Annotated in this window: 17 protein-coding genes, 2 tRNA genes, 3 rRNA genes and 1 pseudogene; 13 read left to right on the top strand and 10 right to left on the bottom strand. The window is 44.4% G+C overall.

The features are described 5' to 3' along the window. The first annotated feature begins 10 nt into the window (after positions 1–10). The 11 genes from porV (at position 11) to rrf (ending at position 11,685) form a co-directional block, all read left to right on the top strand. The gene (gene porV, locus LA303_RS11460; protein ID WP_240525520.1) at positions 11–1,228 is read left to right on the top strand and encodes a type IX secretion system outer membrane channel protein PorV; all 1,218 of its coding nucleotides are present in this window, start codon (positions 11–13) and stop codon (positions 1,226–1,228) included. An 18-nt stretch (positions 1,229–1,246) separates the two neighbouring features. After that, entirely contained in the window at positions 1,247–1,735 is a 489-nt protein-coding gene (gene ispF / locus LA303_RS11455) for a 2-C-methyl-D-erythritol 2,4-cyclodiphosphate synthase (RefSeq protein ID WP_240525519.1), read from the top strand. 136 nt (positions 1,736–1,871) lie between these two features. Further along, a complete protein-coding gene (locus tag LA303_RS11450; protein ID WP_240525518.1) occupies positions 1,872–3,218 on the top strand; it encodes a phosphomannomutase/phosphoglucomutase in 1,347 nt (448 codons plus the stop codon). Positions 3,219–3,222: 4 nt separating this feature from the next. After that, positions 3,223–4,128, top strand: a complete 906-nt coding sequence (locus LA303_RS11445) for a DUF2279 domain-containing protein (RefSeq protein ID WP_240525517.1) — start codon at positions 3,223–3,225, stop codon at positions 4,126–4,128. A 3-nt stretch (positions 4,129–4,131) separates the two neighbouring features. Next, complete coding sequence (locus LA303_RS11440; RefSeq protein WP_240525516.1) at positions 4,132–4,773, top strand: HAD family hydrolase; 642 nt, start codon at positions 4,132–4,134, stop codon at positions 4,771–4,773. A gap of 45 nt (positions 4,774–4,818) precedes the next feature. Then, the gene (gene yaaA / locus LA303_RS11435; protein WP_240525515.1) at positions 4,819–5,583 is read left to right on the top strand and encodes a peroxide stress protein YaaA; all 765 of its coding nucleotides are present in this window, start codon (positions 4,819–4,821) and stop codon (positions 5,581–5,583) included. A 459-nt stretch (positions 5,584–6,042) separates the two neighbouring features. Next, positions 6,043–7,562: ribosomal RNA gene (locus tag LA303_RS11430) — 16S ribosomal RNA — on the top strand. A gap of 360 nt (positions 7,563–7,922) precedes the next feature. Then, positions 7,923–7,996, top strand: a tRNA-Ile gene (locus LA303_RS11425). 138 nt (positions 7,997–8,134) lie between these two features. Beyond that, positions 8,135–8,208 (top strand) — tRNA-Ala (locus tag LA303_RS11420). A gap of 271 nt (positions 8,209–8,479) precedes the next feature. After that, positions 8,480–11,395, top strand: a 23S ribosomal RNA gene (locus LA303_RS11415). A 178-nt stretch (positions 11,396–11,573) separates the two neighbouring features. Then, positions 11,574–11,685, top strand: a 5S ribosomal RNA gene (gene rrf, locus LA303_RS11410). Together the 16S, 23S and 5S rRNA genes with 2 tRNA genes alongside form the textbook arrangement of a ribosomal RNA operon. A 289-nt stretch (positions 11,686–11,974) precedes the next feature. Here the strand turns inward: rrf and selD are convergent. From selD to LA303_RS11385, 5 genes and pseudogenes are all read right to left on the bottom strand, one after another. Then, complete coding sequence (gene selD, locus LA303_RS11405; protein ID WP_262901589.1) at positions 11,975–13,003, bottom strand: selenide, water dikinase SelD; 1,029 nt, start codon at positions 13,001–13,003, stop codon at positions 11,975–11,977. A gap of 141 nt (positions 13,004–13,144) precedes the next feature. Continuing rightward, positions 13,145–14,113: pseudogene (locus tag LA303_RS11400) on the bottom strand (cysteine desulfurase family protein); the annotation flags it as partial. A 43-nt stretch (positions 14,114–14,156) separates the two neighbouring features. Continuing rightward, the gene (gene mnmH / locus LA303_RS11395) at positions 14,157–15,212 is read right to left on the bottom strand and encodes a tRNA 2-selenouridine(34) synthase MnmH (RefSeq protein WP_240525514.1); all 1,056 of its coding nucleotides are present in this window, start codon (positions 15,210–15,212) and stop codon (positions 14,157–14,159) included. A 291-nt stretch (positions 15,213–15,503) separates the two neighbouring features. Next, positions 15,504–16,370, bottom strand: a complete 867-nt coding sequence (locus LA303_RS11390; protein ID WP_240525513.1) for a universal stress protein — start codon at positions 16,368–16,370, stop codon at positions 15,504–15,506. Between the two features lie 44 nt (positions 16,371–16,414). Beyond that, positions 16,415–17,491 (bottom strand): putative manganese transporter, encoded by a 1,077-nt coding sequence (locus LA303_RS11385; protein ID WP_240525512.1) that lies wholly within the window; start codon positions 17,489–17,491, stop codon positions 16,415–16,417. Positions 17,492–17,660: 169 nt separating this feature from the next. Between LA303_RS11385 and LA303_RS11380 the strand changes: the two genes are divergently transcribed. Continuing rightward, entirely contained in the window at positions 17,661–18,074 is a 414-nt protein-coding gene (locus LA303_RS11380) for an RrF2 family transcriptional regulator (protein WP_240525511.1), read from the top strand. Positions 18,075–18,230: 156 nt separating this feature from the next. Here LA303_RS11380 and yidC read toward each other — a convergent pair whose 3' ends face one another. After that, positions 18,231–20,177, bottom strand: a complete 1,947-nt coding sequence (gene yidC, locus LA303_RS11375) for a membrane protein insertase YidC (protein ID WP_240525510.1) — start codon at positions 20,175–20,177, stop codon at positions 18,231–18,233. A 132-nt stretch (positions 20,178–20,309) separates the two neighbouring features. On the opposite strand from yidC, the gene LA303_RS11370 reads away from it, so the two are divergent. Further along, positions 20,310–21,830 carry an SLC13 family permease gene (locus tag LA303_RS11370; RefSeq protein WP_240525509.1) on the top strand — a complete coding sequence of 507 codons (1,521 nt, stop codon included), beginning with the start codon at positions 20,310–20,312 and terminating at the stop codon, positions 21,828–21,830. Between the two features lie 51 nt (positions 21,831–21,881). Here the strand turns inward: LA303_RS11370 and LA303_RS11365 are convergent, their stop codons facing one another. From LA303_RS11365 to LA303_RS11350, 4 genes are all read right to left on the bottom strand, one after another. Continuing rightward, a complete protein-coding gene (locus LA303_RS11365; RefSeq protein WP_240525508.1) occupies positions 21,882–22,787 on the bottom strand; it encodes an ArsA family ATPase in 906 nt (301 codons plus the stop codon). Beyond that, positions 22,787–23,080 carry a hypothetical protein gene (locus LA303_RS11360; RefSeq protein WP_240525507.1) on the bottom strand — a complete coding sequence of 98 codons (294 nt, stop codon included), beginning with the start codon at positions 23,078–23,080 and terminating at the stop codon, positions 22,787–22,789. Before LA303_RS11360 ends, LA303_RS11365 begins: the two co-directional genes overlap by 1 nt. Then, complete coding sequence (locus tag LA303_RS11355) at positions 23,077–23,550, bottom strand: hypothetical protein (protein ID WP_240525506.1); 474 nt, start codon at positions 23,548–23,550, stop codon at positions 23,077–23,079. The genes LA303_RS11360 and LA303_RS11355 overlap by 4 nt, the downstream gene beginning before the upstream one ends. 127 nt (positions 23,551–23,677) lie before the next feature. Then, entirely contained in the window at positions 23,678–25,414 is a 1,737-nt protein-coding gene (locus LA303_RS11350; protein ID WP_240525505.1) for a carbon starvation CstA family protein, read from the bottom strand. Between the last annotated feature and the right edge of the window lies 1 nt (position 25,415).

Genomic DNA, 25,415 nt, shown 5'->3' with positions numbered 1-25,415 from the left:
AACACTTTTTATGAAAACAAGATTTCTTTTCCTCGCAGCTTTCATTTTTTTCGTTGTAAGCGGTAAAGCACAAACATACAATAATGTGAGTGGTCAGGCCAGTGGCGACCGGGTAATTACTACAGCGGTTCCGTTTCTGACCATTGGCCCGGACGGAAGAGCCGGGGGCATGGGTGATGGCGGAGTGGCTACTTCGCCTGATGCAAGCTCCATGCATTGGAATTCGGCAAAATATGCTTTTATTGAAGATGAATCCGGTTTTTCCATCTCGTATACTCCGTGGTTAAGAAATCTGGTTAATGATATTAATCTGGCTTATTTGACTTATTACCACCGGCTCGATGACCGGCAAACGCTGGCTGCCAGTTTACGCTATTTCTCATTGGGCGAAATTCAGTTTACCGATGAAATGGGATATCCGCTGGGTACTTATAAACCCAATGAGTTTGCCATCTCTATGGCCTATGCGCGAAAACTTTCTGATTACCTCGCTCTTTCGGTAGACGGCCGTTTTATATATTCTAATCTGACAGCCGGATTTTCACCACAAGGTACCGAAAGCTCGGCCGGAACTTCTGTGGCCGTTGATATCGGTCTCTACTGGCAAAAAGATGTGAACTGGTTCAGTAATTACAACGCTCAGTTTGCCTGGGGTGTTTTCATTTCCAATATTGGAAGTAAGATTTCTTATAGTAAAACCAATATTCAAAAAGATTTTATTCCTACCAACCTCCGTTTCGGATCGCGGTTAACATTAGATCTGGACCGGTATAATAAAGTGTCATTTAGCATAGATATCAATAAATTGCTCGTACCTACACCGCCGGTTTATGCTACCGATTCATTGGGAAATCCGGTGTTGAATCCGGATGGTACGTATAAAATTGCTGAAGGAAAAGATCCGAATGTTGGAGTCATCAAAGGAATGGTGCAATCGTGGTACGATGCTCCTGATGGTTTTAAAGAAGAACTGCAGGAATTTTATTTTTCTTTCGGTGCCGAATATTGGTATAATGATTTATTTGCTGTTCGTGCCGGTTATTTTTATGAAAATAAACACAAAGGAGATCGTCAGTACGTAACCTTAGGTGTAGGGCTGCGTTACAATGTGTTTGGTTTGGATTTTTCTTATTTGATTCCCACCGTATCACAACAAAACCCGTTGGAAAAAACGTTGCGTTTTTCGTTGCTGTTTAATTTTGGGAACAACAAATACAGCCGGAAATAATTTTTCACGGTTCATTTTATGCCTTTTCGTATCGGTATCGGTTTTGATGTTCACCCCTTTGTGGAAAACAGGAAACTCGTGTTAGGAGGGGTGGAAATCCCGTTTTCAAAAGGACTTAAAGGTCATTCGGATGCCGATGTGCTGACCCATGCTTTGTGCGATGCCTTATTGGGTGCTGTAGCTTTAGGCGATTTAGGAAGTCATTTTCCAGATACGGATGATCATTACAAAGGAATATCCAGTATCGAACTCTTGAAAAAAGTCAATCAGCTTCTTTTGAAAACGAAGTTTGAAATTGAAAATGTGGATGGAGTTGTTGTGGCGCAGCAGCCTGTTCTCTCACCTTATATTCCCGAAATGCGAAAAAAACTGGCAGATACTTTGCATATTCCTGTCGAAAATCTCTCTGTGAAAGCGACTACAACTGAATATTTGGGTTTTACCGGACGAAAAGAAGGAATTGCAGCTATTGTAAATGTACTTGTTCGGCAGTCTGGCTCCAGATAAATCCTTTTCTTTTAACTTTGCAAATTCTTTACCGGATGTTTGTGTCTTGGATGACGGGAAATGGATGCCGGAAAGAAGAAAACAAGGGCTTGTCCTTGTAAGAAAAAATTGAATTTATAGATAAAAAGATTTTGTTATGAAAGCATTTAAAGCCTACGATATTCGCGGAGAATACGGAAAAGATTTAAATAAAGAAATGGTGTACCGTATTGGTTATTTTTTGCCACAGGTCCTTCCGATGAAAGAAATTTTGATTGGTCGTGATGTGCGACTTTCCTCGGATGAGATGTTTGAAGCCCTTTCAGAAGGACTGCGTGATGCCGGAGTGGATGTTGCCGATGCCGGATTGACGACTACTCCGATGGTGTATTGGGGAACCGGAAAATATGGTTTCGACGCATCAATAATGATTACGGCTTCTCATAATCCGAAGAATCATAATGGATTAAAAGTTTCGGCAAAAAATGTATTGCCCGTAGGATATGATAACGGTTTGAAAAAACTGGAGTCGCTTGTTGATTCGGATACAAAAGTGGAGAAAAAAGACAAAGGGCAAATACGGAAATTAAATATGAAACCGGATTATCTTGAGTTTCTTAACCAGTATAAAAAAGATTACTCCGGGTTAAAGCTGGCCATTGACTTTTCTAATGGAATGGCATCTTTATTCTCGAAAGATTTATTTGGAGATCAATATGTGGCACTGAATGAAAAAGCCGACGGAACTTTTCCGGGACATGAACCCAATCCGCTGGAGCCTGAAAATCAGGAACAGATTAAAGAAGCGGTAAAAAAACATCATGCTGATCTGGGAATTATTTTTGACGGTGATGCGGACCGTGTGATGTTTATTGACGAAAAAGGAAATTTTATTTCACCGGATTTAATTATTGCGCTGTTTGCTCATTTCTTTTTGAAAGATACAACTAAAAAAGAAAAAGTTGTCCACGATATCCGTACTTCCAAGGCAGTGGGAGAATATCTCTCGAAATTTAATGCAGAAACCGTAATCTGGCGGGTTGGCCGGGCATACGGAGCCACCAAATTGCGCGAAGTAGATGGTATTTATGGCGGTGAACTGGCCGGCCATTATTATTTTCGTGATTTTTATTATTCAGACAGCGGTTTGCTGGCTTCGTTGATCATGCTGAATATAACGGATGATTTTAAAAAACAGGGGAAAACGGTTTCCCAGTTAATTCATGAAATCTCATCTTATGCCAATACCGGCGAAGTAAACTTCCGTATTGAAGAAAAACAAAAAGCCATGGATGCTGTGGTCAGCTACTTTAAAAAGCAGGAAACGCCGACGGCTTACTACGATTTTGACGGTTACCGGCTCGAATTTCCTGACTGGTGGTTTAATATTCGCCCTTCCAATACCGAACCCTACTTGCGTTTCTTGGCCGAAGCCAAATCGCAAAAGTTGTTGGATGAAAAAACACAACAGGTTTTTGAAATATTGAAAAGTTTTACAGCATAATTCTTTGAAAAAGCTGGTTGTCATATTGTTGTTGTTTTCTTATCTCGGAGCACAAGCTCAGGAGATGTCGGTTTATCCTGATTCATTGAGTAAAAAACGATTGAAAATCGTTTATGGAGCCGTAGGTGGATTTTATGTGACATCTGTTACTTTGCTTTATTTTGCCTGGTATAAAGGATATGATGAAACCAGTTTCCATATTGCCGATGACTGGGGAGAGTGGATGATGAAAGACAAACTGGGCCACATGACAACAACCTATCAATTGGGAAATTATGGCTATTGGAGTTTGCGTTGGGCCGGAATGAATGAAAAAAAAGCCATTTGGTTTGGCGGCACGTGGGGACTCATCTACATGACGACCATTGAGTTTTTTGACGGACTTTCAGCCGAGTGGGGTTTCTCGCCGAGCGATATGATCTTTAATACCTTGGGATCGGCCATGTTTATTGGCCAACAGCTGTTATGGCACGACCAGCGTATCCGGTTGAAGTTTTCGTATCATTCTACAGAATATCCGCAATACCGGCCTGATTTATTGGGCGATAATTGGGCGCAGCAGATTATTAAAGATTATAATGGCCAGACCAATTGGCTTTCGGTGAACATTGCTTCTTTTTTGAAAAAGGATTCTAAATTTCCACCCTGGCTAAATGTAGCTTTTGGGTATGGAGCTACTGGGATGATCGGGGCTTATGATAATCCGCCGGAATACGATGGACAACCTTTGCCGCATTTTAACCGCGTGCCACATTATTTTCTTTCGGTGGATGTGGATTGGACAAGGATCAAAACACATTCTAAAGTATTGCGTTTTGTTTTTAAAACATTGAGTTTTGTAAAAGTGCCGGCTCCTGCCTTAGAGTACGATTGGGAAAACGGAATGCGTTTCCGTCCGATATTTTTTTGATCAATGGAAAAGCACGGCATTATTTGGGATTGGAATGGCACCTTACTTGATGATGTACAGTTATGTGTGCAATGTATTAATCTCCTGTTGAAGAAAAGAAACTTACCTGAGCTTACCTTGCAGAAATATCGGGAGGTTTTTGGTTTCCCGGTTAAAGATTATTATCAGCGTGTTGGTTTCGATTTTTCTATGGAAAAATTTGAGATTCCGGCACAGCAATTTATGCAATGTTACAATAGCCATTTATCAGAGACGCCTCTTTTCCCTTGTGTGCAGGATGTATTGAGTTTTTTTCAGGAAAAAGGGTTTCGTCAGTTTATCATATCGGCAACGGAACATCGCAGTTTGGTAAAGATTTTGGATGAAAAAGGATTGTTACCTTACTTTGATGCCGTTTCCGGAATTGACGATATTTATGCAGGTGGGAAAATAGAAATGGCCCACCATTTTATGAAAAAACTCAGGCTCAATGCGCAAGGTGTTGTTTTTGTGGGAGATACATTGCATGACAGGGAGGTGGCACTTTCTCTTGGAATTGATTATTTACTGGTAGCTTCAGGCCACCAGTCTAAAGATCGGTTATGGGCCAAAACCTCAAAAGTGATAAATACTTTGGCAGAAATAAAACAGAAAACGTTGCCATAACCTGACGGTGAAGTTTTCTGATAGGTTTTAAATACATAATAAGGTATGATTGTTCTTTTGTCACCGGCAAAAACCATGCACCAAGATTTTTCGCAAAAGGTGGAAAACATCACGTTACCGGTGTACCTGGATAAAACCCAAATTCTTGCAGATGCACTGAAAAAGTTGGGACCGGATACTTTGTCAAAAATGATGAAAGTAAATGCACAGTTGGCGCAACTGAATCATGAACGGTTTCAACGGTGGCATGTTTCTTTACTGAAAAAAGAGGGGGTTCCGGCATTGTTTTCTTATCAGGGAGAAGTTTTCAGGGGACTTGATGCACAAACGTTAAGTAAAAAAGATTTGATGTTTGCACAAGAGCACCTTCGTATTCTTTCCGGTTTTTATGGCGTTTTAAGGCCACTTGATCAAGTGCTGCCTTACCGTTTGGAAATTGGCGGAAAATTTATTCCGGATGGCTATCGTAATTTGTATGACTTTTGGCGAGAGGATGTTTCTCGTGATGTGTTGGAGACGCTTAACAGGCAGAAAGATCGGATTTTAATTCATTTGGCCTCGGCAGAATATTTTAAGGTACTTGATCTGAAAAAACAAGACATTCGAATAATAACTCCTGTATTTAAAGAATCGCGTGGCAACGGATTTAAAATGGTGACAGTTTATGCCAAAAAGGCAAGAGGAATGATGGCCCGGTTTATTATCAGGAACCAAGTAACTCATCCTGATAAACTTAAGTTGTTTGATGAAGAAGGCTATTTTTACAACGAAAGGTTGTCAACCCATGATGTGCCGGTATTTACACGGTAACAGAGAAAAATTCTTGCCGGATATAATTAAATTACAGGCTGTTTTTCAGTGCGTTACAAAAAATATCAAATTTTTTTGATTTTTTTTAAAGAAATGTATTGCGGAAAAGAAAAACTTACTATTTTTGCAGTCCGTTTTTGCGGGAGTACATAGAGAAGATGAGAAGGGGAAGGCGCTTAAGGTTGTTTATTATATAAGCAAGTGATTTAAAGCGTTTTGACGGAGATGCAGAGTAGAGCAAAAATTTTTTTAAAAAAAGTAAAAAAAGGCTTGCGAGAATAAAAAAAGGTATTACTTTTGCACTCCCGTTTTGGAAGAGACGGAAAAAGAAAGAAAGTTCATAGACATAATGAAGCACAGCCAAGAGAAAAGGAACAGCAGGAAGTCCCCTGTCAAAAGACAGGACTTTGAGTAAACAGTCAGGATCTTGAAGGTATAAATTTTTTGAAAAATACTTATACAACGAAGAGTTTGATCCTGGCTCAGGATGAACGCTAGCGGCAGGCTTAATACATGCAAGTCGAGGGGTAAGCACCACTTCGGTGGTGACACGACCGGCGCACGGGTGCGTAACGCGTATGCAACCTACCTCTAACAGGGGGATAGCCCCGAGAAATCGGGATTAATACCTCATAATAATTACATTTCGCATGGGATGTAATTTAAAGCTCCGGCGGTTAGAGATGGGCATGCGTGACATTAGCTAGTTGGTGAGGTAACGGCTCACCAAGGCTACGATGTCTAGGGGTTCTGAGAGGATGATCCCCCACACTGGTACTGAGACACGGACCAGACTCCTACGGGAGGCAGCAGTAAGGAATATTGCGCAATGGAGGCAACTCTGACGCAGCCATGCCGCGTGCAGGAAGACGGCCTTATGGGTTGTAAACTGCTTTTATTTGGGAATAAACCCCTGTTTGCGAACAGGGCTGAAGGTACCAAATGAATAAGCACCGGCTAACTCCGTGCCAGCAGCCGCGGTAATACGGAGGGTGCAAGCGTTATCCGGATTCATTGGGTTTAAAGGGTGCGCAGGCGGATGATTAAGTCAGTGGTGAAATCCCGGGGCTCAACTTCGGAACTGCCATTGATACTGGTCATCTAGAATTCGGTTGGAGTGGGCGGAATGTAGCATGTAGCGGTGAAATGCATAGAGATGCTACAGAACACCGATCGCGAAGGCAGCTCACTAAGCCGACATTGACGCTCAGGCACGAAAGCGTGGGGAGCGAACAGGATTAGATACCCTGGTAGTCCACGCCGTAAACGATGATAACTCGTTGTTGGCGATATACAGTCAGCGACTAAGCGAAAGCGATAAGTTATCCACCTGGGGAGTACGATCGCAAGGTTGAAACTCAAAGGAATTGACGGGGGCCCGCACAAGCGGTGGAGCATGTGGTTTAATTCGATGATACGCGAGGAACCTTACCTGGGCTCAAATGCAGGATGACGTACCGGGAAACCGGTATTTCTTCGGACATCCTGCAAGGTGCTGCATGGTTGTCGTCAGCTCGTGCCGTGAGGTGTCGGGTTAAGTCCCATAACGAGCGCAACCCCTACCCTTAGTTGCCATCAGGTAAAGCTGGGGACTCTAAGGGAACTGCCTACGCAAGTAGAGAGGAAGGTGGGGATGACGTCAAATCAGCACGGCCCTTACGTCCAGGGCTACACACGTGCTACAATGGCCGGTACAGAGGGCAGCCACCCCGTGAGGGGGAGCGAATCTCGAAAGCCGGTCTCAGTTCGGATCGAAGTCTGCAACCCGACTTCGTGAAGCTGGAATCGCTAGTAATCGCGCATCAGCCATGGCGCGGTGAATACGTTCCCGGGCCTTGTACACACCGCCCGTCAAGCCATGGAAGCTGGGGGTACCTGAAGTCGGTAACCGCAAGGAGCTGCCTAGGGTAAAACCAGTGACTGGGGCTAAGTCGTAACAAGGTAGCCGTACCGGAAGGTGTGGCTGGAATACCTCCTTTCTGGAGAGATTCTTAGACTGTTACACAGGGAGAAGGACCGAAAGTTGTACCTTTTCATTGGCGTGCTTTATTTTTGTTAAACATAATGAGGAGAATCCACAGAGAGATGGAAGAAGGAAGTTTGAAGTTAGAAGTGCCTAAAGCACTTCAAATTTCAAGTACTTCACACTTCAGGTATTTGAAGTATTTTCTTTCTCTGTCAACCCTTTAGAGCAAAGGTTTACTGCTCACTAACAGAGAACTTTGTTAAGGGGCGGTTTTGGGAATGAAGAAGGATTAATGATGAATGGCAAATGGTGGTAAGATTACTTCATTTGAGAAGCCTTCAGCATTTATCATTCGACATTAATCAATCCAAACAGTCCCGTAGCTCAGTTGGTTAGAGCACTACACTGATAATGTAGGGGTCCGCAGTTCAAGTCTGCGCGGGACTACAGAGCGGATGTGGGGATGGATGATATAAGATGTCAGATGAGGGATGTTAGATGGTAGGAATTTAAACATCAACCATCCAAAAGAACATCAAGCATCTAAAATCAAACATCAAACATCGAACATCCGAAACGTTCTGAGGGGGATTAGCTCAGTTGGCTAGAGCGCCAGATTTGCATTCTGGAGGTCAAGGGTTCGACTCCCTTATTCTCCACAAGAAGTTGGAAAGCGGAAGACGGAAGTTGGAAGTTTGAAGACGAGAAAAGTTCATAAAGATATTGAGTTACTAAGCATCCGGAAGGTTGAAGGTATATACTACCAGATATGAAGGATGATTGGTAATGGAAGCGAGCAGAAAGGCCGTTTACATGCAGAGTCAGCCGACGCAAGCAATAGACATGTAAAGGTCAGCTCCGGAAGAGTTCATTGACATCATGAGAAAAAGCATACAATTTTACTAGAGAATCGAGTAAAAGAGGAAAGTTAAAAAAGTTACTAAGAGCGTACGGTGGATGCCTAGGCTCTCAGAGGCGATGAAGGACGTGACAAGCTGCGATAAGCTTCGGGGAGGTGCAAATAACCTTTGATCCGGAGATTTCCGAATGGGGCAACCCGGTACCGTGAAGCGGTATCATCCGCCAATTGGCGGAGGCGAACCCGGTGAACTGAAACATCTAAGTAGCCGGAGGAGAAGAAAACAATAGTGATTCCGTAAGTAGTGGCGAGCGAACGCGGAGGAGCCCAAACCAGTATTGTTACGGCAATATTGGGGTAGTAGGACCACGATATCGGACGATAAATTGATAGCAGAACACATCTGGAAAGATGGACCGTAGGGGGTGATAGTCCCGTAAGCGAAATTGATTTATCGGCGTAGTGGTATCCTGAGTAGGGCGGGACCGGTGAAATCCTGTCTGAATCGGCCGGCACCATCCGGCAAGGCTAAATACTCCTGAGAGACCGATAGTGGACAAGTACCGTGAGGGAAAGGTGAAAAGTACTCCGAGCAGGAGGGTGAAATAGAACCTGAAACCGTGCGCTTACAAGCGGTCGGAGTCCGCCAACTGGCGGATGACGGCGTGCCTTTTGCATAATGAGCCTACGAGTTACTCCTCACTGGCGAGGTTAATCCGTTAAAGCGGAGCAGCCGGAGCGAAAGCGAGTCTGAACAGGGCGAAAGAGTCAGTGGGGGTAGACGCGAAACTTGGTGATCTACCCATGGCCAGGTTGAAGCCCCGGTAACACGGGGTGGAGGACCGAACCAGTAGACGTTGAAAAGTCTTTGGATGAGCTGTGGGTAGGGGTGAAAGGCCAATCAAACTGAGAGATAGCTCGTACTCCCCGAAATGCTTTTAGGAGCAGCGTTGGTACTAGTGTCATAGAGGTAGAGCTACTGATTGGGCTAGGGGGCTTCACCGCCTACCAAACCCTGACAAACTCCGAATGCTATGACATGATTACCAGCAGTGAGGGCATGGGTGCTAAGGTCCGTGTCCGAGAGGGAAAGAACCCAGACCATCAGCTAAGGTCCCCAAATATGTGCTAAGTTGACATAACGAGGTCAGACTGCAGAGACAGCTAGGATGTTGGCTTGGAAGCAGCCATTCATTTAAAGAGTGCGTAACAGCTCACTAGTCGAGCGGTTTGGCATGGATGATAATCGGGCATCAAGCACATTACCGAAGCTATGGAATAAGTAAGTAATTATTTATTGGTAGGGGAGCATTCCAGTTACGTTGAAGATGGGTTGTAAGGCCTGTTGGAGTGTCTGGAAAAGCAAATGTAGGCATAAGTAACGATAATGCGGGTGAGAAACCCGCACACCGGAAGACTAAGGTTTCCTGATCAACGCTAATCGGATCAGGGTTAGTCGGGACCTAAGGCGAACCCGAAAGGGGAAGTCGATGGACAATCGGTCAACATTCCGATACCATCTTATATTGCGATGGGGAGACGGAGGAGTGAAAGGCCCGCGTACTGACGGAATAGTACGTTAAACACCGTAGGTATAGGCTCTGTAGGCAAATCCGCAGAGCTTGCTGAAAGTGGATAGTACCACAAATCTTCGGATGCGTGGATAGTGGCCCTAATCCTACTTCCAAGAAAAACCTCTAAGCGTCAGATATAAGATGCCCGTACCGCAAACCGACACAGGTAGTCGAGGAGAGGATCCAAAGGTGCTCGAGTGATTCATGGCTAAGGAACTAGGCAAAATGGCCCCGTAACTTCGGGAGAAGGGGCGCCTGTCGAAAGGCAGGCCGCAGAGAAATGGCCCAGGCGACTGTTTATCAAAAACACATGGCTTTGCAAAATTGAAAGATGAGGTATAAGGCCTGACACCTGCCCGGTGCCGGAAGGTTAAGAGGAGGGGTCATCAGACGGGATTCGTCTTGTCTGAGAAGCTCTGAATTGAAGCCCCGGTAAACGGCGGCCGTAACTATAACGGTCCTAAGGTAGCGAAATTCCTTGTCGGGTAAGTTCCGACCTGCACGAATGGTGCAACGATCTGGGCACTGTCTCAGCCATGAGCTCGGTGAAATTGTAGTAACGGTGAAGATGCCGTTTACCCGCAACGGGACGGAAAGACCCCGTGAACCTTCACTACAGCTTAACATTGACGCTGAATAAGTAATGTGTAGGATAGGTGGGAGACTGTGAAGCGGAGCCGCCAGGTTTCGTGGAGTCGCCCTTGAAATACCACCCTTTGCTTATTTGGCGCCTAATCCGCCGGAAGGCGGAGACAGTGTTTGGTGGGTAGTTTGACTGGGGTGGTCGCCTCCAAAAGAGTAACGGAGGCTTCCAAAGGTACCCTCAGTACGGTTGGTAACCGTACGTAGAGTGCAATGGCATAAGGGTGCTTGACTGTGAGACCAACAAGTCGAGCAGGTACGAAAGTAGGGCATAGTGATCCGGTGGTTCCGCATGGAAGGGCCATCGCTCAAAGGATAAAAGGTACTCCGGGGATAACAGGCTGATCACTCCCAAGAGCTCACATCGACGGAGTGGTTTGGCACCTCGATGTCGGCTCGTCATATCCTGGGGCTGGAGAAGGTCCCAAGGGTTGGGCTGTTCGCCCATTAAAATGGCACGCGAGCTGGGTTCAGAACGTCGCGAGACAGTTCGGTCCCTATCTGTTGTGGGCGTTGGAAGCTTGAGAGGACCTGACCCTAGTACGAGAGGACCGGGTTGGACAAACCTCTGGTGGACCTGCTGTGGCGCCAGCTGCATCGCAGGGTAGCTAAGTTTGGACGAGATAAGCGCTGAAAGCATCTAAGCGCGAAACTCACCTCAAGATGAGGCTTCCTATAAGGGTCGTTAGAGACGATGACGTAGATAGGCTGCAGGTGTAAAGGCAGTAATGTCAAAGCCGAGCAGTACTAATTACCCGAAGACTTTTTAACTGCGATTCACCTTTTACCGGTTTTAGAGCTAAGTTGTATGTTTTTTCGAATGATGTCAAAGATATTGGCGATGGGAGATGGGAGACAGAAGTTGGAAGAGAGAAGACGGAAGTCAGGAGATGGAAGGAAGGAGATAAAACATCTGACTTTTAATATTCACCATCAAACATCAAGATCTTAGGGTGACTATAGCGGCAAGGACCACCTCTTCCCATTCCGAACAGAGAAGTTAAGCCTGCCAGCGCCGATGATACTGCCATACCAGGTGGGAAAGTAGGCCGTCGCCGAATTTTTAAAAGCCTTCGTGGAAACACGGAGGCTTTTTTTTTGTGTGGATATAATAAGAGATTAAGTCATTCAGGCGGGCCTGTCAGTGCCGATGATACTGTCCGCCAGCCGGCGGATGGGAAAGTAGGCCGCCTGCCCGAATCCGTCAGAAGACGGAGGCGGGTCGCCGAATTTTTAAAAGCCTCAGCACATTGTGTTGGGCTTTTTTTGTGGGTATAATAATAAGAATTACGCCTGCCTGAATGGCACTGTTGACTACATCTGTGTTAATTGGACAGCTTATTTCCTAAATTATAAAACACGGATATTTCCTGTTCCTTTTTTCAGGAAGCGGCCAATGGCAACGGCGTCGGTAATTTTGTTTTTATGCAGTTCGTTTAGGTAATCTGCCGCTTCTTTTTTGGGAAGTGCCACCAGCAGCCCCCCGGAAGTTTGCGCGTCGCAAAGCAATAACTGGTCGGTGCGTGTACGGTTGCCGAAATCGATAAAATCTTTCACAAATTCCAGGTTGTTGTATGTTCCGCCGGGGATAATGCCGGCTGTGGCCAGGTTTTTTACTTCACGCAGAAACGGCACTTTTTCAAAGTCAATCTGTACATCACATTTTGAAGCACTGCTCATCTCTTTCAAATGGCCGAGTAAACCAAAGCCGGTGACGTCGGTGCAGGCGTGCACAGGATAATTTTTCATGATTTCGGCCGGAATTTTATTGAGCGTAGCCATGAGCCGTGTAACTTCCTTTTGCAGCTTTTCGTCCACCATGCCGCGCTTGATGGCCGTAGAAAGGATGCCGGTTCCGAGTGGCTTGGTAAGGATAAGTACATCGCCGGGCCGGGCACCTTCGTTTTTGATGATTTCATCGGGGTGAACACGACCGGTAACCACCATGCCGTATTTGGGTTCGGGATCTTCGATGGTATGGCCGCCGAGAATGGCAATGCCGGCTTCAGCGGCTTTGTCCTGTGCGCCCTGCAGGATTTTCTCCAACACCTGCATGGGCAGCGTATCTTCGGGAAATCCGACAATATTGAGGGCAAACAGCGGCGTGGCTCCCATGGCGTAAATGTCGCTGAGCGCATTGGCGGCGGCAATGGCCCCGAAATCATACGGATCGTCCACAATGGGAGTAAAAAAGTCTAATGTTTGAACAATGGCCGTATCGTCATTTATTTTATAAACGGTGGCATCGTCGGATGTTTCGGTTCCGACCAGCACTTTGGGGTCGAAAAGCGGTTTGAGCCGGGCCAGCACACTTTCCAGATGCTGCGGCTGAATCTTGCAGGCGCATCCCAGTCCGTGAGTGTAATGAGTAAGTTTAATTTCTTTATCATCAACTGTTTGCGATACGGTATTCTCTTCTTTCGGCAAAAGGGTTTTCACCGTCCGGATGATTTCGCCGGCTGCTTTCTTTACTTCGTTCATGGTGAGATAGCGGCCGGTGGAAAAACGAATGGTACCCATGGCATAATCGAGCGGGACAAGCATGGCTTCGAGAACAGCCGACACATCAATACTTTCGGAATGACAGGCAGCGCCGGCACTGGCAGCTACACTTTCGAGCCGGTTGAGCAGGGTGTTGGCTTCCACCCGCGGAAAAGAAAGGCTCAGCGTATTGGGTAGCCGTTTTTCAGGATGGCCGTTGAGTTTTACATCCGGCAAAGCTTCTTTTAACAACTGATGCAAATAGTCTCTTGTTTTACGGTAGTGTTCCATGTTTTCGGACAGGTATTCGCCGGCAATTTCACAGGCTTTTCCAAGTCCCACGATTTCCAACACGTTTTCTGTTCCGGCCCGCAGGTTTTGTTCGTGGTCGGCACCGTGGATGAGTTTTTCGAGATGAACACCGTTTCGAATGTAAAGCGCACCGATGCCTTTGGGGGCATAGAGTTTGTGTCCGGCAATACTTAACAAATCAACGTTCATTTTTTGGACATCCACCGGTATTTTCCCGAGCGACTGAGCAGCATCGCTGTGGAAGAAAATGCCTTTTTCACGGGCCAGTTTTCCGATTTCTTCCACCGGCTGGATGCTGCCTACCTCGTTGTTGGCGTGCATCACCGTGATAAGAATGGTTTCGGGACGGATAGCAGCCTGCAAAGCATCCATTTTAACGATTCCGAATTCGTCCACGGGAAGGGTGGTTATCTCGAACCCATTTTGCTCGAGATAGCGGCACACTTCGAATACCGCCGGATGTTCCACTGCCGAAGTGATGATGTGATTGCCTTTGTGTTTGTTAGCCAGAGCAATACCTTTGATGGCATAGTTGTTCGACTCGGTGCCGCCGCTGGTAAAAATGATTTCGGACGGGTCGCAGTTGATCAGCGCGGCCACCTGCCGCCGGGCATTCTCCACGGCCATTTTGGTTTTTACGCCGTACGCATGCGTACTGGAAGGATTTCCGAAATATGCTTCAAGAAAAGGTTTCATGGCTTCAGCCACTTCGGGCGCCACAGGCGTGGTAGCATTATAATCAAGATAAATGGGATCCATGATTATTTTTCAAATTATGATTAATAAAATTTAAAAGTAACCGGGCATTTTCTTCCGGATGGTCTTTTTCAACTTTCAGTTCAAAAACGTTCTCTTCCGGACGCCGTGAAATGCCATGGTCATAGGCTTTGTCGTAATAACGCAAGGCGATGGATGCCACTGTTTGCAGTGCATTGTTATCCAGTGCTTCCAGCGCTTCTTTCAGATATTGTCCGCCGAGACGTTCCCTGATTTTCACCAGTTGTTCTTTTAATTCTTCTTTTTTAAATTCGCCGTATTCGTGGACCAATCGTTTTTCGCGTTCGGATTTCGGGACAATTATTTTTATTAAAGGAGCTTCCCTCAGTTGAAAAAATAAGGGGTCGGGTAACACACATTTTCCCAGCTGGCGGCTTTCGTCTTCTGTCCAGATACGTCGGGAAAAATCAAATTTACGCCAGGCATCGGCCAGGTTGTTTTCGAACTGCTCGTTGGTAGGCTGCGGCGGTTGCCCAAGCGGACCAAAAACCGAACCTTTATGGTGGGCAAGATGTTCAATATCAAGAAACTGCTCCCCGTTTTTTTGCAGGATTTTCAGTATATCGGTCTTTCCGCTTCCGGTATAACCGCCTAAAACCAACAGGTTTACCGGTCGCGAAAATTGTTGACGAATGTACCGGCGATAGGCTTTGTAACCACCTTCGAGAATAGACGCTTTCAATCCGGCTGTTTCGAAAAGCCAGGCCATACTGCTTGAGCGCATTCCGCCGCGCCAGCAGTGCACCAAAATTTCTTTTTTCGGAGCCAGCCTTTTGGCCTGTTTTACAAATCCGGCCAGCTTAGGCCCCACAATTTCCAGTCCGAGCTGTACCGCATGTTCTTTGCCGCCCTGTTTATAACCAATCCCTACAATAGCCCGTTCATCGTTATTAAACAAAGGTATATTAACTGCTCCCGGAATGTGTCCCTGGGTGAATTCTGCTGGCGAACGTACATCCACCAACGGCAAAGTATCCGTCAAAGGCAGGAATTTTTCTATGGGTAACGTTTTAGCCATGGTTCAATTAAAAATGCAAAAGTAATACCATTTGTATTTCGCCGAAAAGAGAATCTGTGGGTCTTAACATTTGTTGCGAAAATGAAAATATTCGTGTTTGGCATGTGAAATCCAGCATTGGAAATGATGATGCAATTTCGCGCTTATAATAATCACGAAAAACCGGCAGGAGAACCTTTTTCAAAACCTAACACTACAAATATACACGCTTTTTAAGACGCTTTATAATTTATACAGTCGGGATTGTACCACAAAAATGTGCTGATAACACTTTTTGTTTTTGCGATAATCCTACTCAGGTAAAGCCAGCATGGGAAGTTCCAACTTGAAAAAATCCTTTTTCCGCAAATGATGCGAAGAGAAAATATATTTCAACGGATGTTTTTTCTCGGGTAAAAAAGCGATGAGATCAATTTGATGTTGCTGGGCAAAATCTTTTAATGCCGTTTCCTTATCCTGGGCTTCTTGCAGGTAAAAAGAGATTTTTCCGTCGGCTTTTTCTTTTTCAAAAGCTTTTTCCAGTTCGGCCATTAAAATATCGGCTTCTTCATCCTGTTTTTTAAGATGGAAATGGCATACGTGAATTTGAAAATCCAGATGGTTAAACAGGATGAAAACCTGTTCTAAAGCATGAATATCCAGTTTGTTAAAGTGGGTCGGATACATGATGTTCCGGAAAGAGAATCCGGTATAATTTTCAGGGACCGCCAAAACCGGAACGGGAGCTTTTCCCATAATCTTGGAGGCCATGCTTCCTTCAAGAAAACCTTTTTTCCCCAGTCCGCGAGTGCCCATAATGACCAAGTCGGGTTTTAGCTCTTCACAAACTTCTGTGATTTCCCAACGCGGGTCGCCCCCTTGAAGCAAGGTTTCCACTTTTACTTGTTGCCCGTTGCTGCGAATGATGTTTTCCACCTCTTTTTTTAGCTCGTTGAGTTGTAGTTCGGCTTGTTTCCTCAGGGCTTCAATAATATCGCTGTTAAAGAAAACATCACTTTCCATATTTTCGGGCATTCCTGCGTCAGGCAGGATTACCTGGTCGTTATAAATATGAAAAAGGTGTATTTTAACCGATTCGTTTTCAATGAGTTTTAAAGCATAACGGCAGGAGTGCAGACTTCCCTCCGAAAAATCAACCGGAATAAGTATCGTTTTCATAAACAGAATTTTATAGAAAATTTATACACAAAGGTAAGTGTTTTTTATATTCCCAACGCCAGCCCGGCCAGCCCAATGGAAAAGCCAACGGCCATATTCAGCAGTTTTACAATGATAAAACTTCTGCGCGATTCGGCAAGCAAAGGTAAACTGCCATGACCATCCTGTACAATAGAACTGGCCAGCAGAATGCTTAAGGGTAAATTGCCGCTGGCAAAAAGCATCACAAAAATCAAATGGGGCCCCGATTCGGGAATAATGCCAATAAGAACCGCTGCTACCAATACCCAAAACATGTTGTGCTGGATTACACTATGCAGGTCAAAATGCTTCATGAGCAGAGCAATGAGCAGCAAAGTGAAAAATGTCCATAAAAAGATCTTGGAAAAATGCCGTTTAATAATATGGCCCCACAAGTGCTTTTCCAGAAAATGATCGTTAACAATAAAAATGACGGCTGTCGAAAGCGAGATCACGGTAAAAAAGGTAATCTTGATCCAAAGCGGATCGGAATCGGAATGGCTGGAGTGTCCCCATTTTAAAATTCCGTGAAAACTTCCTGAAGCCAAATGTTCATCCAGTGTAATAAAAGTAACAAAAAACAAAATACTCATCAGCATGAGCGCCCGTGTGGGAGTGATATGTTTCAACTGATGCCAGAAAGTGTTTTTCGGGAAACCGGTGCATTCAGGAATTTCATGAACATGAAAATGTTTGTCGCTTGCCGGGATGTAAAATTTCTTTTTGAAAAAGCGGTCGGTAAGCCAACCGGCGGCAATAGCAATGGTAAAAATAACCACATTGAGTAAAATCGCTTTTTCAGGAAACAGGGTAAACATCATAAATGCTTCGTCGCCCGATGTGGCAATCATGGTGGCGACAAGTGCTCCATTGCCAATAATATCATGAATGAAGAGAGAAACGGCTGTATAAGCGCCAAGACAGCCGGGGGTTACTCCCAGAAAAGCACCCAGTAAAACCTGTTTCCATTTGCTCTTTTCAATTCCCTTACTCCACAGTCCTTTGGTAAATACGTTTAAATACTCAATAATGAGCATCATCGACATGACAAAGAATGTGATGAGCAGCGTTTGTTTAATGATTGGTAGTAAGTTAACCATTGGCAAGACTGTTTTTTACCGCTGTCCAAAAATAGTAATATTTATGGCATTTTAATATGTAGTTTTTCCTATTTTAAAACAGGAATAAATTAGAGCTTTTTTGTTTAAAAATAACAAATCGAAGTATTGAAATATCTATTTTTGCAACGGAATACTTAAAAATAAACTTGTGGCAAAAATAGTAAACCTTACAGAGGCCGCTTCCATTGGTTTTCATTCGATGATCATCATTGCACAGCAGGGAAATAACGGCCAAATTAATGTCAATCATCTTGCGGAAAAAACAGGAAGTTCAAAATTTCATATCTCCAAGGTGATGCAGAAACTGGTGAAAGATGGTTTTCTCGGTTCACACCGGGGACCTGCGGGTGGTTTTTATCTCGCAAAACCACCGGAAGAGATTACCCTGCTCGAAATTTATGAAGCGATAGAAGGAAAGCTGGAAGTGACCAAATGTCCTTTAGCCCGGCCTACCTGTCCGTTTAGTGCCTGTATCTTTGAAGGAGTCACCGTGAAAATGACTCGTGATTTCAGGGATTTTATCCGCGATCATACTTTGGCTTATTATGTAAACAAAAAATAGCAATAGCTGCCGGAGATTATCCGGATTTTTCGCTTGTTTTGGGCGGCCGTTGCTTGTGGAAAAGTTCGTTGCTTTTCCGTAGGACATAAAAAATCCTGAAACTGTTTCCTTTTTGGATTCCGTTTCAGGATTTTTTTATGGGTTTACTATTGAGTATTACCGTTTCTGGTAACCTCTTTGTTTTGCCGCCTCTTCCAGTCGTTTTTGGAAACTCGACTTCTTTCGAGGCTTTTTCTTATTGGCTTCAATCTGCTTTCGTAGTTTTTCTTCGTTAATGGCGTATTTAAAGAGCCACATCTGTAAGAAAGTAAAGATGTTTGCCAGGAAATAGTAGTAGCTTAATCCGGCAGCATAATTATTGAAGATTCCCAGGAACATAATAGGCATGATATACATCATGGTTTTCATTCCCGGCATGGCCTGTGTTTGCGATCCCATCATCTTGTTGTTCATGTACGTGTACATGATGGTGGAAACCGTCATCAACAAGGTAAATAAACTGACGTGGTCGCCGTAAAACGGAATGTTCCACGGAAGCTGAAGGATCGAATCATAACTCGAAAGGTCGTGAGCCCACAGGAAAGATTGTTGCCGGAGCTGAATAGCCGCCGGGAAAAACCGGAACATGGCAAACAAAATAGGCATTTGCAACAGCATCGGCACACATCCCGAAGCCGGATTAACTCCTGCTTTTCGATACAATGCCATGATAGCCTGTTGCTTTTTCATGGAATCTTCCTTTTTGGGGAATTTGGCATTAATGGCATCAATCTCCGGTTTCAATACGCGCATTTTTGCCGAAGAAAGATAGGTTTTGTAAGCAATAGGGAAGAGAGCCAGTTTTAACAAGATGGTCAGGACCAAAATAACGATCCCATAATTCCATCCGTATCCGCCCAGCCAGTTAAACACCGGAATGACAATCCATTTGTTAATCCATGCCAGCAGGAAAAATCCCCATCCGATCGGAATCTGATGTTCCAGATCGAGATGGTATGCTTTCATGGTGGTAAAGTCATTGGGTCCGAAGTAAAAAGACAACGGAATTTCCCGGTCGCGCATCACATTAAACGGAACCGTCAGGTCAACCGACATGGTTTTCAGATAATGTTTTACCGGCGGGTTCTTTTTTATTTTGTGGGTTTCCAGAATGCCGTCATTAAAATAATTGTCGGCAATTAGTGTGCTGGAGAAAAAACGTTGTTTAAACGATACCCACTTCAATTTTGATTTGATGGTCTTTTTTTCATCTTTCGTTTCCGAAAGGTAATCGACATCATCTTTGTAAAATTTATAATAGATGGTAGATCCGTTAAAGCGGTCTACGGTTTTTTCTTCTTTCAGCAGGTTGGCAAACCATTTCAACTCTACATAATTCATGTTAGCCGGAATAAGTTGCCGCATGCCATGCATCACAATATTAAAATGCAGCATGTAATTGTTTCCGCGGAAAGTATAAACATAGTCGATATAGCGCGACGAATCAATTTGTCCGGTAGGGGTATTGGCATAAACCCGCATGACAAAGCGGAGCGAATCTTTTCCGCTCACTTTAAAAACAGATTTGCCGGCCGGTTTTCCGATAACGGAAAAATAAAGATGATTGGTACTGATGAGTTGATTATGTGAGAAAAAAGAAACGCCAAACCGACTGGTGGTTGAATCGAAAAGGTAAAGTGGGCGCTGATCCCAGGTTTTGTATTTTTTTAATTCGACGGTACGAATAAAGCCTCCTTTGCTTCCGATGACAAACCGCGCCAGATCGGTTTCGATAACGAACTTTTTGTTTTTACCGTTGGAAGCTTTTGCAAAAGCACCTAAATTTTTCGGTTTTGCTGTAGTACCGGCCGTTTTGCTGGTTTGGGCCGGCGAAGCAGTCGCTTTTTTCTGAACGGTGTCTGTTTTTGCCGCTTTTTGCTTTTCTTTTAAAGCAAGTGCCTGTGCCCGGTTAACAGAATCGTTGTATTGCTGCATCACCCTTGCAATGGAGTCTTGCTTTCGTTTCTGGGCGGCAATTTGTTCCTGAGAAGGTGCCATCCAAATGGAATAACCAATCATGATGGCAGCAATTAAAATAAAACCAATGATGGAATTTTTATTCATGCTGTATGAATCTAAGCTTTTGCAAAAAGAGGGGCAAAGATAAGCAGATTTTTGTTTTTCCCTCTACAAAATATTGCTTATTTGTTCGAAATTCACTATTTTGCAACGGTTAAAATTGTATTAATCATGCCGATGACTAAAAATTTACAAGACAAGATTCGTGTTTTGGGATTTGTTTTAGGGCTGCTTCTGTTTTTTTTCATTTTATTTTTTGTGCATCTCGATCCTGAAAAACCGGCGGCTACTGCTACGCTGGCTGTAGCTATGCTGATGGCGGTATGGTGGGTTTTTGAAGTGGTTCCGCTGGCTGTTACGGCATTGTTGCCGGTATTTTTATACCCTTTGCTGGGAATTATGAACGGAAAAGCCGTTTCATCGGTTTATTTTAATGATATTATCTTTTTGTTCATTGGTGGTTTTATGGTGGCTTTGGCCATGCAGCGCTGGAGCCTGCACCGGCGTATTGCTTTGCGGATTTTGATGCTTACCGGAACCAGTCCGTCCAAAATATTGTTGGGCTTTATGTTGGCTACCGCATTTTTGTCGATGTGGATCTCGAATACAGCCACCACCATGATGATGATTCCGATTTTGCTTTCCATCATTGAAGAGCTGGAAGATACGATGGATAAAAAATCGGCTGATCGGTTTACGGTAGGATTGCTGCTTGGCGTGGCTTACAGTGCTTCTATTGGCGGAGTTTCCACGTTGGTGGGTACGCCACCCAACCCCATGTTCACCAAAGTTTTCGCCATCATGTTTCCCAAAGGCCCGGAGATCAGTTTTGCTACCTGGTTTTTCTTTGCTTTCCCGCTGGCTGTTTTGTTGTTTTTGGTGACCTGGGTTTATCTTTACCGTTTATACCGGCCTGCAAAAGCTTCATTACAAACCATTGACAAAAGAAGTTTTTATGAGCAATATCATTTGATGGGAAAGCTTTCGCAGGAAGAGCGGATTGTGCTGGCCGATTTTGTGCTGATGGCTTTGCTGTGGATGACCCGTTCCAACATTAGCATTGGCGGGTTTACGCTGCATGGCTGGTCAAACTGGTTTGCGCATCCGCATTATTTTAATGATGGAACCGTAGCCATTTTTATGGCTTCGTTGCTATATTTCATTCCTTCCAAATCCCAAAAAGGCGACCGGATCATGAATTGGGAATTCTCAAAAAAAATTCCCTGGGGTATTGTGCTGTTGTTTGGCGGCGGTTTTGCTTTGGCTATTGGTTTTAAAAACTCCGGGTTGTCGGCCTGGTTCGGACACTCCCTGACCTTTGTTAACGGAACCCATCCGTTTTGGGTGATTATGCTGGTTTCGTTTATTATGGTGATGCTGACCGAGCTGACTTCCAATACGGCTACAACACAGATTTTGCTGCCTATTTTAGCCGGATTGGCAGTTTCGCTGAAAATTGATCCGCTGTTTTTGATGATTCCGGCAACCATCTCGGCTTCTATGGCGTTTATGCTCCCGGTAGCTACTCCGCCCAATGCCATTGTGTTTGGCTCCAATAAAATTTCGGTGGCTCAGATGGCCAAAACCGGATTTGTTTTAAATATCATTGCCACAATTCTCATCACATTGTTTACCTATTTTCTGGCTCCCGGTATCTTTCATATTCATATGGGAACGTTTCCCGGCTGGGCACAGTAAGACGCTGCTTTTTGCAAATAAAATAACTTTTCCTTTCGGGTAAACCCTTTATCAAAAGGTGAGGAACGAGTCGAGATGACTTAAATAGTCCGATAAGGCTGCTTTTCCAAGCAGAGACCGGTTGCTTTCGGGAAGTACCTGAATGTCACACTTTTTATATTTCTTTCGGATCACGGAAATATCGAATGACTCGTGATATTTGTTCAGAAAAATATTCCGGACGGTGATGTTAAATTCGGAAAGCTTCCGGACAATAAGCTCCGATTCCGAGAAGGAAAGTTTATCGGTGTTCATCACCAAATTTAACAGGGTTTTGTCCGGATCTTCAAAAACAGTTTTAACTTTTTGATAATCTTCAATTTGCTGCTGTAATTTTCGGCGGATTTTGTCGGTTTCCAGTTCTTTTTTCCCCATTTTGATTTTAGAAATGATCTGCCGTTTTTCGATAATCTTATCTCTCAGTTTCAGTAAATTATCAAGCCATTTCAAAGATAGGGCAGGCAGGGTCAGGAATTTCAGTGTCAGTGCTGTCGGAGGCATGTCAAAAATTATGTAATCGGTTGCACCGGCTTTCTGCCGGATGTGATGGTAAGCCATCAGTATGGCATATTCTTCAATACCAGGCGAATAACGGATAACATCGAAATAATTTTCCAGGTTAAAAGCCGTGAGATAACTATAGTTACGTTTCATCTGTGTCCGGATATCGGAGAGGTATTTTTTTACCCAGTAATCAATTTCAACCTCGCTGACCGACAGGTTTTCAGTAACCTTCACGGGTTTTCCCGAAAAACGCTGTTCAAAAATGTCGCTTTGATTGTGTGCCGGGTCGAGTGAGACCAATTGAATTTTTTTCCCTTTTCCGGCAAGATAAAGTGCGGTAAGGGCTGCAGAAGTGGATTTTCCGACGCCTCCTTTCCCGAGAAAAAAAATATTTCTGGTTTTTTGTTCCATCATCACATCACGTCAAAAACAGATAACAGTTCGGAAAGCGGACTTTGGGCTGTATCTGTTTTGTTTAACATCAAGAGAAAGTGTTTTTCCATATCCGGCAATAAATCCAGGGTTATTTGCAGGGGCGGGGCCGGAAAACCGACAAATGAGCCCAGTACCAACAACCCGAAAATATTTTCCATTTCGCCAAGCTCGGTTTCCAGTGTTTCTACAGCTGTTTCGCTGGCTGCCTCTTTGTATGAATTCCAGATTTTTTTCAGCCGGGACCGTATTTCTTGCCCTTTTTTCTTTTTCATAAAACCTGATTTTGACCGGTTGTCGGTTTTATCCTGAACGTTTTCATATCAAAAATAATCCTTTTTTGGGAAGGATAGAAAAAGTAAGCTCCGTAAAGGGCAAACAAAGTAATCAGTATCAAAACGGTTTGTGGCATATTTAAAACAACAGAAACGATCAGAAAATACGGCGTCAGCAACGCAGCTGTTACCAAAGTCCGTTCAAAAGAAAGAAAGGCATCCGGCGAAATTTGTTTTTTGTTCCGGACTTTGTATGCAAAAAAACTTCTGTAAAAAACAGGAAAAGCAACGGCCATTAATCCGGCAAGGGTAATGATCAAAACCTGTACCGTCAGGCTCGATGTACGGGCATTTACAAAAAGGTTCATTTCATATCTCATGAAAAAGGTCAGCCCGAGTAGAATAATAGCCGGAATAAGCTGAGTAAAATAACTGTTCTTTAGTACTTTAACTGTTTTTGGTACATCCATAACAATCCTGTTTTATTTATTTTTTTTTAATAACCCGGCCCAAAGTAAAATTCTTTCAAATCATACCAATTGTATTTTAAAATGCACTTTTAGCGCATTTTGGTTTTCAATCGGTATCCCATTGTCATCAGGCTGCTTTTTTTAATTCCTGCTCCATGAGTTTCGGTTTGTACGAAGTCTTAAAAAAGATGATGACTCCTTCAACGGCCACCCAAACCATACTGATAATGATCACAAGATTCAGCGCCTCAAGCAACAGATTGTGGTTATTTTCAAAATCCAGTTGATTTTCGACGGCCGCCCAAAAAGAAACGACCAGCATAAATACGGCCGGCAAAGCGCTGATAATCCAGCCCCACCGGGTACGAGCCCGCAGGTAAATGGTAACCACAATCAATGCCAGTGCTGCCAGCGTTTGGTTTACGGCACCAAACAAAGGCCATAACGACAATGCTCCTTTGCCGTTGGCACCGGTAGAAAAAATCAGCAAAAGCGCTGCACCAATTACAAACGCCGTGGAGACAAATTTGTTGCTGAATATTTTCGGAAAAGTCTCCGTTAGCAGATAGCGCTGAACGCGTGTGGCCGTATCCATGGTTGTTCCGGCAAAAGAAGCCACAAAAACACCCATGAGGGTCATGGCAATAACTTTTGGTATTCCCATGGTTTCTATCATGTTGGCAGCTCCTTCAACAAAAGCCCCCACTTTTGAACTCAGTCCTCCGGCAGCGGCCCACGAAGCATAGTGCTCGGTCCAGGCAGTTACTCCGGTTAGCACATGCCCGTTTTTAAGGTATCCCAAGCCGATTCCGGCTGTTGTGGCGATAATAACCAATGTGGCCAGCGCGCCTTCAAGCAGCATGGATCCATATCCCACAAAAAGCGAATCGGTTTCTTTTCGCACCTGCTTAGCCGACGTACCCGACGACACCAGCGAGTGAAATCCGGAAATGGCACCGCAGGCAATAGTGATAAACAAAAACGGCCACATGGGCGGCGTATCTTTCGGATGCAGCCTGACAACCGGTGCGACTACGTGCATTTTGCCGCCAAATCCCGCAAAAATAACCCCGAGAACCAACAGCGAAAGCGCCACAATAAGCTGATGGGCATTGATGTAATCGCGCGGTTGTAACAATTTGGTTACCGGAAGAACCGACGCCGTAAAAGCATAGGCCAGCAAAATAACCGACCACACACCGATGGAAGAAATTCCCAATACCTCTTTCGGCATGGTCAGCGGAACATAAGAGCCCAACACAATAGTCAGGTACATGGTTACCACGGCAATAATAGACCACACTGTCAGGTTGGCTCCTCGTTTATATACCAGATATCCTAAAAACATGGCAATGGGTATTTGCGACCAAACCGGGATAACCGATTGCGGATACATTTTAAAAAGGATGGCAATTACCAGTCCGAAAATGGCTACCACAATCCACAATTCAAGGAACACCACAAAGAAGAAAAAGTATTTCGTCCGTACATTGATGTATTTCGCCGTAAATTCGGAAATGGATTTTCCCTGGTTTCGCATGGAAAGAACAAGGGTTCCCAAATCGTGTACCCCGCCCATAATGAGCGATCCTAGAAACACCCATATCAAAGCGGGTAACCATCCCCAGATAACGGCAATAGCCGGCCCTACAATGGGCCCCGTACCGGCAATGGAAGCAAAATGGTGTCCGAAAATAATATTTTTTTTGGTGGGAACATAATCCACCCCGTCTTCCAGTTCGACTGAAGGAACAAGATGGTCGTCATTTAGCTTGAAGATTTTATTCCCGATAAATTTACCGTAAAGCCGGTACATTACAAGATAACCTGCAAAGACCAGTACCATGATGAGGATTGATTCCATA

Origin of the sequence: Candidatus Sulfidibacterium hydrothermale (assembly GCF_020149915.1) — a bacterium.
Classification (GTDB): domain Bacteria; phylum Bacteroidota; class Bacteroidia; order Bacteroidales; family F082; genus Sulfidibacterium; species Sulfidibacterium hydrothermale.
Note: the sequence above shows the minus strand (reverse complement) of the source record. Positions and strands in the feature narration are given on the sequence as shown.